The sequence below is a fragment of the Novosphingobium sp. ST904 genome, from assembly GCF_001298105.1.
Taxonomy (GTDB): domain Bacteria; phylum Pseudomonadota; class Alphaproteobacteria; order Sphingomonadales; family Sphingomonadaceae; genus Novosphingobium.
In genome coordinates this window covers 1-17,400 of record NZ_LGJH01000090.1, presented here as the reverse complement: position 1 = coordinate 17,400, position 17,400 = coordinate 1, and the positions used below count along the sequence as shown (strand labels likewise).

Below are 17,400 nucleotides of genomic sequence, written 5' to 3'. Positions count from 1 at the left end.
CGCTCCCTTATCGGAGCGGAACGTCGTTCCTCGCATGGGCGATCGTCAACAACAACCAGCCCGTTCCCGACGTGTTCTCCAAGATGACCAAAATCGCAGCTTCGGGCCGACTGGGCCAAGCAGGGGGCAGAGGCTGTCGGCCTCATCCTGGCCATGGATGCACACCACCGGCAGCCAGTCGAGCTTGCGGGCGCTGGCGATGGCGGGGGCATCGGGCGGGGTACGGTCGAGCCATTCCAGCGGCGAGACGCGCAGGAACACCGTTTGCGTGGGCACCGTCAGCACGACCAGCGCGACATGGCGGCGCATGTCGGGCGAGAGGTGTTCGAGGCCGACATGGACCATGTCCGACCCGAACGACTGGCCCAGCACGACCACGCGGCCGACATGGCCCAGCGCCATGGCCCGCCGGATCGCGTCCGACAGCAGGGCCGTGACCTGCTCCGGCGTGCGGCGCACCTTGAAGTAGTTGAGCGAATTGACGGCCACGGTTGCGACGCCATGGCTTGCGAGGCGTTCGGCGATTTCACCGCCGAGCCCGGTACGCGGGCCCATGTCGCCCGACAGGACGACGGCGGCATAGCCCTGCGCGCGCGTGCCTGACCCTGTCTTACCGGGCAGATCGGTGAAGGGGCTCGCGTTCCAGGCGCCGAGCCACCCGAACACGGCGCCGAGAAGCACCGCGAAAACGACGATTCCCGTGATGAGCGGCCCGATCCAGCGCCGGCGCCTGCGTGTTGCTACCCTGGTCATGGTGCCGGTCTGCGCCTGCCGACCTTGCCGCAGGGTGGAGCAAACATGGACTTTCCTTAATGTGACTTCGCGCAGCGCTGCTGCGATAGTGCCGGGCAAGGGTGCAGACTGCGGCCAGTCGCGAACTGGCATCGAGGACCGTTCCAAGGCATGCCCATTTCGCCCCCTTCTCCCCGGCCGAACGCCTGCTCGCAGGACCATTGCGCATGACCGAGACGAGCGGGAACAGGAGCCGGATCATAAACCTGCTGCCGATGCTGGGCGCGCTGCTCGCGGTGACGGGCGCGCTTACCTGGGGGGATATCTGGGCGCAGCGGCATTTCGGCCTGCTCGGGCACACCATGCCGCACGGTCCGGTGGCGCAGCCGGGCGAGGCCTGGCGGCGGGTGCTGGATTTCACCGCGGACCCGGTTCCCGGCCCGCAGCCGGGCCTCGTCGTCACCAGCGTTCGCGCACGCGGCAACGCCGAGCGCGCAGGGCTCACCGTGGGCGACTGGATCGAGAGCGCGGACGGCCAGCATACCGAATCCCTTCAGGCGCTGGCGGAAGAGTTGTCTGCGCAGGGTCCACGCCCTATGCATCTCAAAGTGGTGCGTCAGGGCGCGGTTCGGATGATCGACTCGCCGGCGAGCAGGGCCGCAAGGCTCCGTGACGGTCAGGACGTGATCCACGAGGCGTGAAGGGGCCGGACGAGAACATGGGTCACAAGCTGCTGGTCGTCGAGGATGACGATGCCACGGCCACGTACATCGCCAAGGGCATGGCGGAGGAAGGCTTCGTGGTGGATAGGGCGGGCAACGGGCGCGATGCGCTGTTCCTTGCGAGCGACGGCACTTACGATGCCATCGTGCTGGACCGGATGATCCCACAGATGGACGGCATGTCCGTGCTTGGCGCCTTGCGCGCGGGCGGCATAGAAACGCCGGTGATCGTGCTTTCGGCGCTGGGATCGACTGAGGACAGGGTGGCCGGGCTGACATCGGGGGCCGACGATTATCTCACCAAGCCCTTCGCCTTCGCCGAGCTGCTCGCCCGGGTGCGGCTGCTGGTCAAGCGGGGCGCCGGGCAGGCGGCGGTGGAGACGCGGCTGACCTGCGGCGACCTCGAGATGGACCTGCTGGCGCGCAAGGTGAAGCGCGGCAGCCGCGCGGTGGACCTGCAGCCACGCGAATTCCGCCTGCTCGAATACTTCCTGCGCCATGTCGACGAAGTGGTCACGCGCACCATGCTGCTTGAGGCGGTGTGGGACTATCATTTCGATCCCGGCACCAATGTCATCGACGTCCATGTCAGCCGCCTGCGCCGCAAGCTCGACGAGGCGGGGGCCGCGCCGCTGCTGCACACCGTGCGCGGGGCGGGCTACCGGCTGGGCACCGCCGCTTGAGGGCGCGGCTGGGCAAGCGCCTGCGGCCGTTCCTGCGCTCCACCACCTTCCGGCTGTTCGTTCCGGTGGTCCTCTTCCAGCTCGTTGCGACCGGAGGCGTGCTGTCGTTCGTGTGGATCGCGGGACAGCAGAGCGTGCGCGACGAACAGCAGGCGCTGGTCGAGGAACTGCGCGACGACCTGCTGGACACTTACCAGGACGGCGGCGTCACGGCGCTGGCAGCCAATATCGAACGGAGGCTGGGCAGCGAAGGACGCCGCGCGCCGGTGCTTCTCCTTGCCGATGCGCAGGGCCGCAGCCTTGCCGGAAACCTCTCGGCGCTCCCGCCGCCCGATCCCGCTGCGGGCGGCCTGTTCGAGACGGTGCTCTACCGCAGCGACAGCACCCAGCCCCAGCACATGGCGTTGTCCGAGACGCGGCTGCCGGACGGGGCCACCCTGCTGGCCGGGATCGAGATCGGGCGCGACCTCAAGCTCCAGCACAGTTTCGAGCAGGCGCTGGTGGCGGCGTTGTTCCTTGCCCTGCCGCTGGCGATGCTGGTGGCGGTGCTGACCTCGCGGCTGGTGGGCCAGCGCGTCCACGACATGGCGCAGACCGCGCACCGGGTGGGCAGCGGCGCTTTCGACGCGCGGGTCGCGCTCGACGGTTCGGGCGATGCTTTCGACGAACTGGCGGGAGAGATCAACGCGATGCTGGCGCGGATCGAGACGCTGGTGGGCGAACTGCGCGTGGTGGCGGAAGGGCTGGCGCACGACTTGCGCTCACCCGTCACCCGGCTGCGCTCGGCGCTGGAACAGGCCGCGCTGGAGGCAAGCGATCCCGCGGCAGAGGCGGCGATGAACCGCGCGCTGGCCGAGGCCGATACGCTGACGCGCATCCTTGCCACCGCGCTTCAGATCGGCCGCGCGGAAGCAGGGATCGGCCGCGAACGGTTCGAGGAAGCGGCACTTGACGGCTTCCTCGAAGACCTCGCCGCGCTTTACGAACCTTATGCCGAGGAGGAGGGTTTCACGCTCGCCGCCGAGGCGCCGGAGGGCCTTTCGGTGCTGCTCCACCGCGAACTGATGGGGCAGGCGCTGGGCAATCTCATCGACAATGCGGTGAAGTACGCCGGCGGCGGCAGCGCGATCACGCTGTTCGCGGGCAAGTCCGAGGGGCAAGTGGTGCTCGGCGTTCGCGACGATGGGCCGGGCATCCCCGAAGCTCAGCGCGAGGCCGCGCTCCAGCGCTTCGGCCGCCTTGATCCCACCCGCTCCGTGGCGGGATCGGGCCTCGGCCTTGCGCTGGTGGAAGCGGTGGCGAAACTGCACGACGGCCTCGTGGAACTGGCCGATGCGCCGGGGGGCGGGCTTGAAGTGCGGCTGTTGCTGGGGGCCAGGGAGTGACGGCGGACAGCCGGTAACCCACCGATCCTTCCGCCGGCTGATGGGCCTGTTTCCCAACGCGGGATCAGGCAGGGATTATGGCACCGCTTCCAGTTCCGGCTGCGCTGCCACCGCAGGCGAAGCGGTGGTTGCCGCAGGGCTGGCGTTGACGCGGCCGGTCCGTTCCAGCTTGCCCCAGCCGATGCCCTTGCCCGCGAATGCCGCGCCCACCGCGCGGATCACCACGCTGTACATGAGCTGGCGATAGACGAAGCGCTGGGCCAGCAGCAGCAGCGGGCGGAACCGCTCGCGGCGGGTGTCGAGGCGATAGGCGATCCAGCCGCAGGCGAGGTCCACCAGCGTGAAGGCCAGCCAGTAGGCGCCCATGCGCAGCACGTCGGTCTGGGTCTGGGCCCAGCCGTGCTGGGAAACGCGAAGGGCGGTGCCGGCGATCGAGATCAGCAGGGCGAGGTCGATCGCCGGCGAGATCACCGCGAAGACGATCTGGAACAGCCAGGCCTGCGGCATGCCGATGAAGGCGAGGCCGGAGGGACGGCCCTTCCTGAGCGTGCCGCGATGCTTCCACAGGCACTGGAGCGTCCCGAAAGACCAGCGGAAACGCTGTCTTGACAGGGCCTTGAAGCTTTCCGGCGCTTCGGTCCATGCCACGGCGTCCTCGTCGTAGGCGATCTTCCAGCCCTTGCGCTGGATGGCGATGGTGAGGTCCTGGTCCTCGGCCAGGGTGTCTTCGGGATAGCCGCCGACATCGTCCAGCGCCTCGCGCCGCCACGCGCCGACAGCGCCCGGCACGACCATGATCGCATCGAGCCGGGTCAGCGCGCGCCTTTCGAGGTTCTGCGCGGTGACGTATTCCACGCCCTGCCAGCGGGTGACGAGGTTGACGCGGTTGCCGACCTTGGCATTGCCCGCCACCGCGCCGATGGCGGGATCGGCGAACCAGCGCACGAGGCGCGAGATCGTCTCGCGTTCGAACTGGGTATCGGCATCGAGCGCCACGATCACGCTGCCGCGCGCATCCCTGAGCGCGCGGTTGAGCGCGGCCGCCTTGCCGCCGTTGACGAGGGTGAGCAGTTCGACATGGGCATCGCCGGCAAAGGCTTCGGCAACGATGGCGCTGGTGCGGTCCTTCGATCCGTCGTCGGCGACGATGATCTGGAGCTGCCGGTAGTCGCTTTCGAGCACGCGCCGGATCGAGGATTCGATCACGCGCTCCTCGTTGTAGGCGGGGATGATCACGGTGACGAGCGGCGCGCAGGTGTCTTCCGGCGCGTCCATCGGCTGCGGGCGGCGCAGCAGGCTGGCCAGCGAGGCGAGGCCGACGGAACGCAGCACGCCGAGCGAGATCGCGAAGAAGAAGGTCCAGTTCAGCGCCACGAGAATGGCCGCCAGCGCCCCGAACAGGGCCACGTCGGCGCGCACGGCGAAGAGGTCCACGCCGTCCACCTTGGGCATCACCGCGTCGTGCGAGAGACCGGCGAGCGTCGAGACGGGGACGAACGTGTAGCCGTCCTGCTTCAGGCGCTCGATGATGACGGGAAGCGCCGCCACGGTCTGCGAACGGTCGCCGCCGCCGTCGTGCAGCAGGATCACGTTCTCCGAGCGGTCGGGCGAGGCCGATTCCACCTGCTGGATGGTGCTGTCGATGATGTGCTGGACGCCGGGGCGCTTCCAGTCGTCCGGATCGACGTGCAGGCCGACGACGGTATAGCCGTGCTGGCGCGCGATGGCGGCAGGGACGAGTTCGTCTGCCGTGGTGGGCTCGGCATCCCCGAAATAGGGCGCGCGGAACAGGCGGATCGAATGGCCGGTGGTGGCCTCGATCAGGCGCTGCGTGGCGTTGAGTTCGAGGCCGATCCCGGTGGCGGCTTCCTCGGCCATGTTGGGGTGCGTGTAGCTGTGATTGCCGATCTCGTCGCCATCGTCGGCGATGCGCTTGACGAGGTCGCGATTGGTCAGCGCGTTCTCGCCAACCATGAAGAAGGTGCCGGGAACGTGGTACTGTTCCAGGATCGAGAGGATGCGCGGGGTCCAGGTAGGGTCCGGGCCATCGTCGAACGTCAGCGCGAGCTTCCTGGGCAGCGCGCCGGTGCGGTGGACGACATAGGGCGTGGGAAGCCGGACATAGCGCTCCGAGGAGACCATCCCGGTGGTCTTGTCGAAGGTGACGGCACGGCTGCCGTCCTGCGGGGTGGCGGTCACGTCGAGGATCTCGCCCTGGCCTTCCACATCGACATTGGCGGCCTGCACGAGGTGAGCGAGGTTGGGCAGGCTGTGCGTGCGCCACGCCTTCACGGTGTTCCAGAAGCCGGGGTCCTCCGAGCCGAGCCGCCAGAGCGCGATGTCGCCCACGCCAAGGCGCGAGAGGATCTTCATCTGGCTCCACGTCGCGGCGGCGTCGAGCATCCAGACGTCGTGGCGGTGATCCCCGTCGCTTTGGGCATCGTCGTAGGAATAGCCAGCATTGCCGCTCATCGCGTCGAACTGGGGCGCGGTGGTGCTGTCGTGCGCGTCGAGCCACGCTTCCTCGACAGTCATGCTGTCCGCCTTGCCGTCGTGCCAGTTGTAGGCGTACTCGCCCAGCGCGATGATCGCCTTGCCGCGCGGCAGCCCGGCCAGTGCATGGGCGACTTTCTGCGCGAACCACGGGTTGGAGGCGATCGGGCCGGGGGTGCCGCCTTGCCAGTGTTCGTCATAGGCCATCAGCACCAGCCGGTCGGCAACTTGCGCGAAGGCGCGGGGCGACCATTCGGGATTGTCGATCGGCATGGTGACGGAGACGATGCGGTGCCGGGGCGCCAGCTGCGCGCGCAGCTCGCCAAGGAACAGGCGCAGGTTCGGCAGGCTGGCGGCGGGCATGGTCTCGAAGTCGACCATGACGCGGCGTAGCCGGTCTTGTCTAGATAGGCGGAAACCTGCGCTTCCAGTGCATGGCGGCGGCTGGGCGAGGCGAGCTGGGCGGCGGCGGCATCGCCCTGCCACTCGCCGTCGAGGGTGTTCTGCAGCACCGGAACCACCAGCGGGCGGTGCAGCGCGGTGGCGAGGATATGCGCGAGGCGGGCGTCGTCCTCGATCTTGAGCGCGCCGGTCCCGTCGACCGAGAGCGTGGCCGGGGCGATCCAGTCCAGCCGGTCGATATGGCGCTCGAGCGAGGTGGCGCTGTCATCGCTCCACGGCGTGTAGAAGCCGACGGTGATCGGCTTGGCGCCCGGGGTGGGCGCCGGCACGGTGGCCTTTCCGAACAGGAACTTGCGGGCGCGGCGGGTCAGGTGCCCGATCTGCGCGCGGAAGGGCAGCGGCGAGGCGTGCTCGTAGGCGATCGGCAGCGGCGGCGGGGCGGGAACGCTGGCAACGGTCGTCGCGAAGATCGCGCAGGCCGCGAGAGCCACGAGCAACAGGAAAAGACCCATGCGGCGAACCCGGACGCGCCGGTTGCCGGTGGGATCGAAGAAGACGGGTGCTGCCACTGCGTTTCTCGCAAAGATCCGGGCGGCGCGGGGGGCGCCGCCCGGAGTATTTGGTATTTGGGGGTGCGGGCCGGGAACCAGAGGCAATGACGAGGGTGCGAATGTCACAAACGGTTCCCGGACCGCACGGCCTTTCTAACCCGGCGGGCATGGAGCCCGCGTGGAGGCCAGGTTACAAAAGATTCATGTTTCCGAATTGATGCCGGAGCCGGTTCAAACGATTTTCGGCGGAAAATGGCGGGCTGGAGTCCTGAAGCCGGACAGCCGTCCTATAACGATTGCAATCGCGGTTTCGCGTGGAAGATCAGCTCCATTCGAATGCGATGTCCGCTCTCTTCTTCCCCCCAGCAGAGAATTCGTCATGACACGTTTTCGTGAATTCCTGAACAGACAACATCTTTCGGCCAAGGTCACCCTGATGGCCGTCGCCGCGCTTGTCCTGCTGTCGGCCGCGATCTTCCTCGGCACCCGGTTCCTGCTCGTGAGCAGCGCGCGCGAGCAAGGCACCGAACGGCTGGATACCAACATGCGCGTGGCCTGGTCCGTGCTCCGCCAGAACGGGCTGGACAACAGCCTGCGCGAAGGCAGGCTCTACGCCGGCGAGGTCGTGCTTAACGACAACAACGCAGCGGTGGACCGCATGAAGGAACTGGTCGGCGGCACCGCCACGATCTTCATGGGCGACACGCGCGTCGCCACCAATGTCCTGAACGAGCAGGGCGGCCGCGCGCTTGGCAGCCGTCTGGCCGCAGGTCCGGTGCACGACGAGGTGCTGGACGCCGGCAAGCCCTATCGCGGTGAGACCGAAATCCTCGGCAAGCGCTATTTCGCGGCCTACGATCCGATCAAGGACCGGTCGGCAAAGTGATCGGCATCCTGTTCGTGGGCGTGTCCGCCGACGAATTCTATGCCCATGTGAACAGCCTGGGCTGGAATATCCTGCTGGTTGCCGTCCTGGTGACCGCGCTGGCGGCCGCCGGCTACATGCGCGGTGCGCGCAAGCTCTTCGCGCCGCTCGAAACGGCGGAAGCGGCGATGGGACATCTGGCGGAAGGCCAGCTCGACATCGAGATCACCGGAACGGACCGGCCTGACGAGATCGGCGGGATCGCCCGCGCCCTCGTGGTGTTCCGCGATGCGGCGATTGCCAAGGAAGCGGCGGACGCGCAGCAGCGCCAGGTCGTCCAGACGCTGGCTTCGAGCCTTGCGGAGCTTTCCTCGGGCGATCTCACCGCGGAAATCGCCCGCGCCTTCCCCGACGGCTACGAGGAGCTGCGCCGCAACTACAATGCCGCGCTTTCGGAACTGCGCGGCCTGATCGGCGCGGCCAGCGCCAGCACGGCGGCGATCCGGGGCGGCTCGTTCGAGATCGCGCAGGCTTCCGAGGATCTCGCCCGCCGGACCGAGGCCAGCGCAGCCAGCCTCGAACAGAGTTCCGCCGCGCTGGCCGAAATCGACAATAGGCTCAAGGCGGGCGCCAATGCCGCAAGCCAGACCGTTGCCCGCGCGGACGAGGCGATCGCCACGGTCGGCGGCGGCCGTGACGTTGCCGCCGAAGCGGTGGGCGCGATGCGCCGCGTGGCCGAAAGCGCCACCAACATCGACAGCGTCATCGAAGGGCTCGACAAGATCGCCTTCCAGACCCGCGTCCTTGCCATGAATGCCGCCGTCGAGGCGGGCCGTGCCGGGGAGGCAGGGCGCGGTTTCGCGGTCGTGGCCGATCTCGTCTCGGCGCTGGCCATGCGTTCCGAGGAAGAGGCCCGCAGCGCGCGCGAGCAACTTACCGTTACCCAGGCGGAGATCGTTACCGCCGTGGGCGCGGTGGAACGGGTGGACGGCGCCTTCGAGAATATCGCGGGCGATGTCGGCCAGGTCCATCAGCTCCTGGGCGGGATGGCGGCCGGCAACCGCGCTTCCGCCACGTCGGTCAGCGAGATTACCGCCGCCATCGGCGCCATGAATATCGCCACGCAGCAGAACGCGGCCATGGTGGAGCAGGCCTCCGCCGCAGCCCGCAGCCTGACCGACGAGGTGGACCGGCTGACCGCCCATGCCTCGCAGTTCAAGGTCGCCTGATCGGGCGAGACGCCGGATATGACAAAGAAGCGCCGGGCAGCGGCTGCGAGGGTCGGGGGAGGGATATCGCCTCCACTGCCCGGCTGAGGCGGAACGGCGCTTCGGGGGAGGATAAGCACCGTTCCGATACCGCGTTTCTAATAGAAGCGCGGTATCGGGCCCCATTGCGGTGTCTGGTCGGGCAGGTCGATTTCGATATCGTCGACATAGCACCAGCCCCAGCCTTCGGGTGGATCGTAGCCCTCGATGATCGGGTGATGCGTTTCGCGGAAATGGGCGCGGGCATGGCGGTGCGGAGAATCGTCGCAGCAGCCGACGTGTCCGCAGCTTCGGCACAGCCGCAAGTGAACCCAGGGGCTGCCGATCCGCAGGCATTCCTCGCAGCCTTTCGCGCTTGGCGTCACGGTGTTGATCGTCATGCTATGCGAACAGCCGGTCATGATGCTTTCTCCGTCTTTTCAGCAAGTTCCTGGCTGAACGTGGCATGGATCTGAGCCACGACCGCCGCGCCTTCGCCTACCGCGGCAGCCACGCGCTTGGTGGAGCCGGCGCGCACGTCGCCAATGGCAAATACGCCGGGCATTCCCGTTTCGAGCGGTTGCGCCCCCCGGTCTCCCTGGCCGGTCAGCACGAAGCCCTTGCCGTCGGTTTCGACCTCGCCGGGCAGCCAGTCGGAATTGGGATGCGCCGATGAACAGGAACAGGTGGCGCAGCGCCCGGTGGTGCAGCGAACCGTCGGCATTGTGCCTTATCTCGACGCCGGACAGCAGGCCCGTCTCGTCGCCCTCCAGCATGACCACTTCGGCGGCGACATGGACCTCGACATTGGGCAGTTCGGCAATGCGGTCCACCAGATAGCGGGACATCGTTTCGGCCAGTTCCCGCCGGACGATCAGGTGAAGCCGCCTGACCTGCGGGGCCAGGAACACCACCGCCTGCCCGGCCGAATTGCCCCCGCCCACCAGGGCGACTTCCTCTCCGGCGCAGAGCCGCGCCTCGATCGGCGAAACCCAGTAGAACACGCCCGAACCCTCGTAACGCTCCAGCCCGGCGATGGCGGGGCGGCGGTATTTCGCGCCGGAAGCTATGACCACGGTTCGCGCCTGCACCTTTCGCGCCCCGGCAAGGGCGAGCTGCAAGTGTCCGTCCCGGCGTTCCAGCTTCTCCACCGCGACGGGGATGGCGATCTTGGCACCGAACTTGAGCGCCTGGTTGAAGGCGCGCCCGGCCAGCGCCTGCCCGGAGATGCCGGTGGGAAAGCCGAGGTAATTCTCGATCCGGGCGGAGGCGCCTGCCTGCCCGCCCATCGAACGCGCATCGAGCACCACCACCGACAGCCCCTCGGACGCGGCATAGACCGCCGCCGCCAGCCCGGCCGGCCCCGCGCCGACGATGGCCACATCATGGACGGTCTCGGGATCGATATGGGAGGTGAGCCCCAGGCAGGCGGCCAGCTCCTCGTTCCGGGGGCGGCGCAGCAGCGGCCCGGTCGGACAGACGACGAGCGGGTATTCGGCGGGCGCCACGCCCAGCCGCTCCACCATGGCCTTGCCTTCGGCATCGGCGCTCACGTCGAGCACGAGGAAAGGATAACCGCTGCGGCGCAGGAATTCCTGCAGGCGCACCACGTCCGGGCTGCCCGGCACGCCGATCAGGATGGTGCCCGCTCCGCCCTCCTCGATCAGGCCGACACGGCGCAGGATCAGCGCCCGCATGACCTTCTCGCCCAGTTCGGCCGAGCCGATCATCAGTGCCCGCAAGTGCGCGGCATCGATGGGCAGGGCGGTGCAGCCTTCGGGGCCCGCCCGGCCGCCCGCGATCGAGGGACGACCCGCAAGCTGGTTGATCTCGCCGGTGAACTGGCCGGGGCCGTGCGTGGTAAGGTGGACCTCGCGCCCGGAACCGTCGAGATTGAGCCCGTCGCGGCGCAGCACCTCGATCTGACCCCTGACCACCAGCCAGGTCGGCGCTTCGCGGTCGCCGATGGCATATACGGTCTCGCCCGGCTCGAAACGCCGCTCCGGGCCGCTGGCGAAGCGGCGGGCAAGCGCGATCTCGGCGGGGGCGAGCACGGGGAACATCTGGTATTCGCGGGTTTCGATCGTGCTCATGCCGGTCTCCAAGGCGAAATCTGGACATGGTCGGACGGGCTGCGCCGCCGTGTACCGATGGTTATCGGGCCGGGCGGCATCCCGCGCCATCATACGCAGGTTTAAGGGCCCGAACCCAAGCCCCAAACCGCCTAAGCCCCTAAGCCCCTAAGCCCCCCAAACCTGCGTATGATGGCCAGACGCGGGCCGTGCGGCGAAAAGTCCTCATCCCAACCGGCCCGAGCGGCCAGCCCAGGAGGAAAACCCGATGCCGATGGCTGAACGCACGCCGAACCGGGAAGGTCCTGCCCGCCATGCCGTGCCGCTGCCCGGAAGCGGGGAAGCCTGGCCGGAAGCCGCACTGGCAGCCGAGGAAAGCGATCACCGCATCGCCAACAATCTCCAGCTTCTCATGGCGATGATCGCTGCGGAAAAGCGCGAGGTTTCCGATCCTGCAGCCGGGCTTGCACTGGACCGGATGCTGGGGCGGATCGGCGCGATCGCCGGGGTCCACCGTCAGCTTACGCGGACGGCAGGGGCTGGGGCTGGGGCTGGGGCGGCTTCGGCAGTGGTCGATATCGGCGGCTATCTCCGCACGCTGGCGCGGCAGATAGAGGCAGGGTGCTGCGACGCGGCAGCCGGGCGGCGGTTGCGGGTCCGTTCGGATGCTGTTCTGGTGCCCGCCCGGCTCGCGGCGGCGATGGGGCTCATCGCATCGGAATGCGTGCTCAATGCCTGCAAGTACGCCTATGCCGCGCAAGCGGCCGGCGAGGTGCGGATCGGCCTGAGCCTCGCAGGACCCCATGCCCTGAGGCTGACGGTGGAGGACGACGGCGCGGGGCATGGCGGCGCGCTGCCTTCCGCCGGTTTCGGCGCCCGGCTGATCGCGATGCTGGCTGCGCGGATCGGCGCGGCGCTGGTCTGGGAGGATGCCCGCCCCGGTACCCGCGTGGTCCTCGCCGTCCCGCTGGCATGAGCGGACCTAACCGAAGGTTGTGGTTGCGCCCCGGAAAACTCCCCGGCACGTTCCCCGTCAGGCCCCGGTACGGTTCCTGGCAGGAGGCGGCGATGCACGGCGATGCCGAGGCAAGAAGTTTGGTCAGCAAGATCTATGCGTTATCGGCCGCTCTTCTGGCGCTGGGGATCTTTGCGCTTGACGTGCTGAGCCCGTTCCAGGGTGCGGTCGCGGTGCTCTATACCACGGTGGTGGTGCTGGTGGGCCGCACGCAGTCGCGCGAACTGGTGCTGTTCGCGGCGGTATTCTGCGCGGTGCTCGCATTCGCGGGTTACTGCGTCTCGCACTGGAGCGCGCCGATGGGTTCGCCCGCGATGCGGCTTGCGGTGAGCCTCGTGGCGCTTCTGGTCACTACCGTCCTGTTCCTGCGCCAGCTTGCCGAAGGGGCGGAGCGGGAACGATCCGATGCCCGCTATCGCACGATCTTCTCGGCGGCGGGCTTTCCGATATGGGAATCCGACTGGTCGGGCGCTATCGCCTGTTCGGCGCGCTGCAAGGCTCTGATATCGAAGACGGCATGGTCGACATGGCCTTCGGTTCCGCGCGCGTGCGCAACGCCAATCATGCCGCGGCGCGGCTGTTCGGGCTGGCGGACCGGGCCGAACTGATCGGCGGCACCATCGGCGAATTCGCGACCGCGGCGGCTTTCGAGTCCCTGTCGCGCATCTATTCGGGCTTGCTGGACGGCGCGGAATCGATCGAGGAGGAGACCCGCTTCGTCACCCGCGCGGGCGAGGTGATCGACGTGCTGCTGCAAGTATCGCTGCCGCCCGATCACGGCGGGTGGAAGCGCGTGCTGGTCATGGCGCTCGACGTGACCGAGCGCAACCGCGCCCAGGCGCGGCTCGCCCAGTCTCAGGCGGAGCTGACACACATGTCGCGGGTGACGACGCTGGGCCAGCTTGCCGCGTCTATCGCGCATGAAGTCAACCAGCCGCTTTCGGCGATCATCACATATGCCCGCTCTGGCAAGCGCTGGCTGGAGCGCGAGGCGCCCTCCGCCGCCGAAGTATCCGACTGTCTCGACCATATCACGAGCAACGGCACCCGCGCCGCCGATGTCATCGCCCGCATCCGCGAACTCGCCCGCAAGGCCGATCCCAAGCGCGAAGGCATCGCGCTTCCTCCGCTCGTGGAGGAGACGGCTGCCCTGCTGCGGCGCGATTTCCAGGCCAAGGGCGTCGCGCTTGACGTCGTGCTGGCGCCGGGTCTGCCCGAGCTGCTGGGAGACCGGGTGCAGTTGCAGCAGGTGCTGATGAACCTCATGCTCAACGCGGAACAGGCGATGGGACCGCTAGCGCCCGAACGGCGCGCGCTGGCGGTTCGCGCCTCGCCGGACGGGCAGGGCGGGGTTACGGTCGAGATCGCCGATTGCGGCACCGGGATCGAGGGCGATCCGGAAGCTCTGTTCCGGCCGTTCTTCACCACCAAGGGTGAAGGCATGGGCATGGGGCTGGCGATCTGCCGTTCCATCGCCGAACAGCATGGCGGCACGCTGACCGCCGCCAACAATGCGCAAGGCGGCGCGACGTTCCGCTTGCGCCTTCCCGCGAGGATCGAAATGGAGATCGTGCCGGCATGACGGGTAACGGAAGCGAAACGGCCGCGCTGGTCTGCGTGCTGGACGACGATGCCGAAGTGCGCGGCAGCATCGGCAGCCTGCTGCGGGCAAGCGGGTTCGAGGTCGCGCTGTTCGCCTCCACGGCACAGTTCCTGGCAGCCCGCCGCCCCGAGGTGGCGAGCTGTCTCGTGCTCGACATCCGCCTGCCGGGCGAAAGCGGGCTCGATTTCCAGGAGCGGCTCGCGGCGGAGGGGCTGGCGATCCCGGTGATCCTCATCACCGGGCACGGCGACATTCCGATGACCGTTCGGGCCATGCGGGCGGGCGCGATAGATTTCCTGCCCAAGCCCTTCGAGGATGGGCAATTGCTGGAGGCAGTGGAGGCGGCGCTGGATTCCGACCGCGCACGCCGCGCCGAACTGGAGGGCCGCACGCTCCTGCGCGGAACCTACGAGAGCCTGACGCCGCGCGAACGCGAAGTCATGGCGCTGGTGGTGACCGGGCTGATGAACAAGCAGGTTGCCGCCCGGCTCGACCTGTCCGAGATCACGGTGAAGATCCATCGCGGAAACGTGATGCGCAAGATGGCGGCGCAATCGCTCGCCGATCTGGTGCGCATGGCCGAGATGCTGGGCGTGCGGGACGAATCCATCCATCGCTATAACACCTGAGTATGATGGCGGGCGTGCTCGCGCCGGGCCAACTGGGCTAGGGGGGACCAGCAGGGCGAGGGCAAGGCCCCGCCCGAAGACGCCGGAGATAACATTGGTCGCCCCGTTTCCCGATCCATCCGCCTCCCCCCCGATCGTGGCCATCGTCGACGACGACGGCGGGGGTTCGGGGGCAGCCTCGACAGCCTGATGCGTTCGGCGGGAATGGTCGGCCTGGGTTTCGACCGCGCGGCTGGCCTGCTGGCAAGCGGCCTGCGCGCCCGGATCGCCTGCGTGGTCACCGACCTGCACATGCCGGAGATGACCGGGCTCGAACTCCAGTCCGAGCTGGCCCGGCAGGGCTGGACGCAGCCGGTGATCCTGATCGACCGCCTCATCCCACCCCCGCCGCGCGCGCGCAGGCAGAGGCTGGTGGTGCGGCGGCCTTTCTCACCAAGCCGATAGACCCCGATGCGCTGCTGGCGGCGATCGAGGCGGTGCTCGCCTGATACCGGACCATACCGCCAGTACCATGCCGGCATCGGGCCATACCTAGGTGTGGCTGGCTCAGGCGCCGTGCAGGGCCTATCTGGGTGACCGGATGGCGGCATCCGACGCCGCCACGTCAGAAGGAGCCTCTCCCATGTCCGACCCGCACACCCTCGTCACACCCGCCCAGCGCCGCCTGGGTACGCCCACCGACCTTGGCGCCGATGCGACGCGCGATATCTCCGGCGGGCTCAAGGCACTGCTGGCGGATGTCTTTGCGCTCTATCTCAAGACCAAGAACTTCCACTGGCACATGAGCGGTCCCAATTTCCGCGATTATCACCTTCTGCTCGACGAGCAGGGCGACCAGATCTTCGCGATGACGGACCCCATTGCCGAGCGCGCGCGCAAGCTGGGCGGCACCACGATCCGTTCGATCTCCGACATTTCCGGCCACCAGCGCCTGCTCGACAACAATGCCGACTATGTCGATCCGCTGGACATGCTGGCGGAACTCCATGGCGACAACAAGCAGCTCGTGGCTGAGATGCGCGCCGTTCACGCGCTTTGCGATGAATATGGCGATATCGCCAGCGCCAGCCTGATCGATGTCTGGATCGACGAGACCGAGCGCCGCGCGTGGTTCCTTTACGAAAGCTGCCGCACCGGCCGCGTCTGAGGCCATCTTCCCATGCGGCATTGCGGGCATGGGAACGTTCCATGCCTGCAATGCCGTGTTATTTCATCGGTTTGGGAAGGATATCTCAGATACGCTCCCAGATCGCCGCAATGCCCTGTCCTCCGCCGATGCACATGGTGGTAAGACCGTAGCGGCCGCCGCTGCGGCGCAGTTCGTAGAGGAGCTTGGCGGTTATGATGGCGCCGGTGGCGCCAACCGGATGGCCCAGCGCGATGCCGCTGCCGTTGGGGTTCACCCGTTCGGGATCGAGCCCCAGTTCCTGCGTCACCGCGCAGGCCTGCGCGGCGAATGCCTCGTTGGCTTCGATCACGTCGAGATCGGCGAGGGTCAGGCCCGCGCGGGCAAGGGCATTGCGGGTCGCCGGAACCGGGCCGATGCCCATGTATTCCGGCGAAACCCCGGCATGGCCGTAGGAAACGAGACGGGCCAGCGGGGTGAGCCCATGATCGCTGAGCGCTTGTTCGCTTGCCAGCACCAGTGCGGCGGCGCCGTCGTTGATGCCCGAGGCATTTCCGGCGGTGACGGTGCCTTCCGTTTCCGCGAAGACGGGACGCAGCTTCGAGAAATCGTCCGGCTGCGCATCACGGCGAACGTATTCGTCGGTATCGAAGCGCACGTTGCCCTTGCGGGCGGCGATATCGACGGGGACGATCTGTTCGCGGAACCGCCCTTCGGCGATCGCCCGCGCCGCCCGCTGCTGGCTGAGAAGTGCCAGTGCATCCTGCATCTCACGCGTCACGCCGTAGCGGCGTGCGACGTTTTTCCGCGGTAACGCCCATGAGAATGTCGTGGAACGGGTCGGTCAGCGCGCCGTTGAGGCCGTCGATCACGCGGGCGTCGCCCATCTTGCGGCCCCAGCGCAAGTCCGGAAGGTAATGCGCCGCACGGCTCATGACCTCGGTTCCGCCGGCAAGGGCCAGTTCGCAGTCTCCGAGCATGATGGACTGCGCGGCGCTTATCAGGGCCTGAAGCCCCGAGCCGCAAAGCCGGTTGACGGTCAGCGCGGGCACTTCTTCCGGCACGCCGGCGCCGATCCCGGCAATGCGGGCAACGAAATGGTCGCGCGGATGCGTGGTGATGACATGGCCGAACACCACGTTGCCCACCGCTTCGGGCGCGATCCCGGCGCGATCGATCGCCGCGCGGCCGACGTGGGCGGCAAGGTCGCCGGGCGTCCTGTCCTTGAGCGTGCCGCCGAAGGCGCCGATGGCGGTGCGGGCGGCGGATACCGCGTAGATCGTCTTCATGTCAGCCTGCCTGTTCCAGATGGCTGCGGAATTGATGGCGCAGTTCGGCCTTCATGACCTTGCCCGAGCCGGTGTGCGGCAGTTCGTCCACGCAGACGACATCGTCCGGCAGCCACCAGCGCGCGACGTGATCGGCCAGGTGCGCCAGCATTTCCGCGCGGCTAACGCTCGCCCCTTCATGGAGGCAGAGCAACAGCAGCGGCCGTTCCTGCCAGCGCGGATGCGGGACGCCGATGATCGCGGCTTCGCGCACGGCGGGATGGGCGACGGCGACGTTCTCGAGCTCGATCGAGGAGATCCATTCCCCACCGGACTTGATGACATCCTTCGCGCGGTCGGTGATCTGGATGAAGCCGTCACCGTCGATCCGGGCGATGTCGCCGCTGTCGAACCAGCCCCCGGCATCGAGCGCGGAGCCGGGCTCCTTGCCGAAGTAGCCGCTGGCCACCCAATGCCCGCGTACCAGCAGCGGGCCGACGTTGTCGCCAGCCCCCGGCATCGAGCGCGGAGCCGGGCTCCTTGCCGAAGTAGCCGCTGGCCACCCAATGCCCGCGTACCAGCAGCGGGCCGACGTTGTCGCCACGGC

At 68.1% G+C, this 17,400-nt stretch carries 14 protein-coding genes and 3 pseudogenes; 11 read left to right on the top strand and 6 right to left on the bottom strand.

Annotation, left to right across the window (positions count from 1 at the left end; genetic code table 11):
- Nucleotides 1–45: 45 nt before the first annotated feature.
- The gene (locus ADT71_RS02025; protein ID WP_165913370.1) at nucleotides 46–885 is read right to left on the bottom strand and encodes an AcvB/VirJ family lysyl-phosphatidylglycerol hydrolase; all 840 of its coding nucleotides are present in this window, start codon (nucleotides 883–885) and stop codon (nucleotides 46–48) included.
- Between the two features lie 74 nt (nucleotides 886–959).
- On the opposite strand from ADT71_RS02025, the gene ADT71_RS02020 reads away from it, so the two are divergent.
- From ADT71_RS02020 to ADT71_RS02010, 3 genes are read left to right on the top strand one after another with little or no spacing between them, the layout of a single operon-like run.
- Nucleotides 960–1,433, top strand: a complete 474-nt coding sequence (locus ADT71_RS02020) for a PDZ domain-containing protein (protein ID WP_054434627.1) — start codon at nucleotides 960–962, stop codon at nucleotides 1,431–1,433.
- A gap of 17 nt (nucleotides 1,434–1,450) precedes the next feature.
- Nucleotides 1,451–2,137, top strand: a complete 687-nt coding sequence (locus ADT71_RS02015) for a response regulator transcription factor (protein WP_054434631.1) — start codon at nucleotides 1,451–1,453, stop codon at nucleotides 2,135–2,137.
- Entirely contained in the window at nucleotides 2,134–3,522 is a 1,389-nt protein-coding gene (locus tag ADT71_RS02010; protein WP_054434624.1) for a HAMP domain-containing sensor histidine kinase, read from the top strand. The genes ADT71_RS02015 and ADT71_RS02010 overlap by 4 nt, the downstream gene beginning before the upstream one ends.
- A 75-nt stretch (nucleotides 3,523–3,597) precedes the next feature.
- Here ADT71_RS02010 and ADT71_RS02005 read toward each other — a convergent pair.
- Nucleotides 3,598–6,986 (bottom strand): annotated as a pseudogene (locus ADT71_RS02005) (glycosyltransferase).
- A gap of 361 nt (nucleotides 6,987–7,347) precedes the next feature.
- Here ADT71_RS02005 and ADT71_RS35355 point away from each other — a divergent pair.
- Both ADT71_RS35355 and ADT71_RS01995 read left to right on the top strand, forming a co-directional pair.
- Entirely contained in the window at nucleotides 7,348–7,854 is a 507-nt protein-coding gene (locus ADT71_RS35355; protein ID WP_054434622.1) for a cache domain-containing protein, read from the top strand.
- Nucleotides 7,851–9,062 (top strand): methyl-accepting chemotaxis protein, encoded by a 1,212-nt coding sequence (locus tag ADT71_RS01995; RefSeq protein ID WP_054434620.1) that lies wholly within the window; start codon nucleotides 7,851–7,853, stop codon nucleotides 9,060–9,062. The genes ADT71_RS35355 and ADT71_RS01995 overlap by 4 nt, the downstream gene beginning before the upstream one ends.
- Before the next feature lie 137 nt (nucleotides 9,063–9,199).
- On the opposite strand, the gene ADT71_RS01990 is transcribed toward ADT71_RS01995, so the two are convergent.
- Both ADT71_RS01990 and ADT71_RS01985 read right to left on the bottom strand, forming a co-directional pair.
- Nucleotides 9,200–9,502, bottom strand: coding sequence for a UBP-type zinc finger domain-containing protein (locus ADT71_RS01990; protein WP_054434618.1), 303 nt, complete (start codon nucleotides 9,500–9,502; stop codon nucleotides 9,200–9,202).
- Nucleotides 9,503–9,520: 18 nt separating this feature from the next.
- Nucleotides 9,521–11,173 carry an FAD-dependent oxidoreductase gene (locus ADT71_RS01985; RefSeq protein WP_369818146.1) on the bottom strand — a complete coding sequence of 551 codons (1,653 nt, stop codon included), beginning with the start codon at nucleotides 11,171–11,173 and terminating at the stop codon, nucleotides 9,521–9,523.
- Between the two features lie 247 nt (nucleotides 11,174–11,420).
- Here ADT71_RS01985 and ADT71_RS01980 point away from each other — a divergent pair, with 247 nt between their 5' ends.
- The 6 genes from ADT71_RS01980 to ADT71_RS01955 all read left to right on the top strand — a co-directional run bounded on the left by ADT71_RS01980 (nucleotide 11,421) and on the right by ADT71_RS01955 (nucleotide 15,546).
- Nucleotides 11,421–12,128, top strand: coding sequence for a sensor histidine kinase (locus tag ADT71_RS01980; protein ID WP_082370093.1), 708 nt, complete (start codon nucleotides 11,421–11,423; stop codon nucleotides 12,126–12,128).
- A gap of 92 nt (nucleotides 12,129–12,220) precedes the next feature.
- Nucleotides 12,221–12,775, top strand: a complete 555-nt coding sequence (locus ADT71_RS32625; RefSeq protein ID WP_054434614.1) for a hypothetical protein — start codon at nucleotides 12,221–12,223, stop codon at nucleotides 12,773–12,775.
- A complete protein-coding gene (locus ADT71_RS01970; protein WP_369818147.1) occupies nucleotides 12,685–13,749 on the top strand; it encodes a sensor histidine kinase in 1,065 nt (354 codons plus the stop codon). Before ADT71_RS32625 ends, ADT71_RS01970 begins: the two co-directional genes overlap by 91 nt.
- Nucleotides 13,746–14,399 (top strand): response regulator transcription factor, encoded by a 654-nt coding sequence (locus ADT71_RS01965; protein ID WP_054434611.1) that lies wholly within the window; start codon nucleotides 13,746–13,748, stop codon nucleotides 14,397–14,399. Before ADT71_RS01970 ends, ADT71_RS01965 begins: the two co-directional genes overlap by 4 nt.
- Before the next feature lie 189 nt (nucleotides 14,400–14,588).
- Entirely contained in the window at nucleotides 14,589–14,843 is a 255-nt protein-coding gene (locus ADT71_RS01960; RefSeq protein ID WP_054434609.1) for a response regulator, read from the top strand.
- A gap of 178 nt (nucleotides 14,844–15,021) precedes the next feature.
- Nucleotides 15,022–15,546 (top strand): Dps family protein, encoded by a 525-nt coding sequence (locus ADT71_RS01955; protein ID WP_054434607.1) that lies wholly within the window; start codon nucleotides 15,022–15,024, stop codon nucleotides 15,544–15,546.
- Between the two features lie 85 nt (nucleotides 15,547–15,631).
- On the opposite strand, the pseudogene ADT71_RS01950 reads toward ADT71_RS01955, so the two are convergent.
- Together ADT71_RS01950 and ADT71_RS01945 are read right to left on the bottom strand one after the other, a co-directional pair.
- Nucleotides 15,632–16,814, bottom strand: a pseudogene (locus ADT71_RS01950) (acetyl-CoA C-acyltransferase family protein).
- Nucleotide 16,815: 1 nt separating this feature from the next.
- Nucleotides 16,816–17,400 (bottom strand): annotated as a pseudogene (locus tag ADT71_RS01945) (AMP-binding protein); the annotation flags it as partial.

What these genes read in the sequence shown, in the direction of transcription:
- ADT71_RS02025 (WP_165913370.1), bottom strand. Translation starts at nt 885, where the DNA reads ATGCCAGTTCGCGACTGGCCGCAGTCTGCACCCTTGCCCGGCACTATC.
- ADT71_RS02020 (WP_054434627.1), top strand. Translation starts at nt 960, where the DNA reads ATGACCGAGACGAGCGGGAACAGGAGCCGGATCATAAACCTGCTGCCG.
- ADT71_RS02015 (WP_054434631.1), top strand. Translation starts at nt 1,451, where the DNA reads ATGGGTCACAAGCTGCTGGTCGTCGAGGATGACGATGCCACGGCCACG.
- ADT71_RS35355 (WP_054434622.1), top strand. Translation starts at nt 7,348, where the DNA reads ATGACACGTTTTCGTGAATTCCTGAACAGACAACATCTTTCGGCCAAG.
- ADT71_RS01990 (WP_054434618.1), bottom strand. Translation starts at nt 9,502, where the DNA reads ATGACCGGCTGTTCGCATAGCATGACGATCAACACCGTGACGCCAAGC.
- ADT71_RS01985 (WP_369818146.1), bottom strand. Translation starts at nt 11,173, where the DNA reads ATGAGCACGATCGAAACCCGCGAATACCAGATGTTCCCCGTGCTCGCC.
- ADT71_RS01980 (WP_082370093.1), top strand. Translation starts at nt 11,421, where the DNA reads ATGCCGATGGCTGAACGCACGCCGAACCGGGAAGGTCCTGCCCGCCAT.
- ADT71_RS32625 (WP_054434614.1), top strand. Translation starts at nt 12,221, where the DNA reads ATGCACGGCGATGCCGAGGCAAGAAGTTTGGTCAGCAAGATCTATGCG.
- ADT71_RS01970 (WP_369818147.1), top strand. Translation starts at nt 12,685, where the DNA reads ATGGTCGACATGGCCTTCGGTTCCGCGCGCGTGCGCAACGCCAATCAT.
- ADT71_RS01965 (WP_054434611.1), top strand. Translation starts at nt 13,746, where the DNA reads ATGACGGGTAACGGAAGCGAAACGGCCGCGCTGGTCTGCGTGCTGGAC.
- ADT71_RS01960 (WP_054434609.1), top strand. Translation starts at nt 14,589, where the DNA reads ATGCGTTCGGCGGGAATGGTCGGCCTGGGTTTCGACCGCGCGGCTGGC.
- ADT71_RS01955 (WP_054434607.1), top strand. Translation starts at nt 15,022, where the DNA reads ATGTCCGACCCGCACACCCTCGTCACACCCGCCCAGCGCCGCCTGGGT.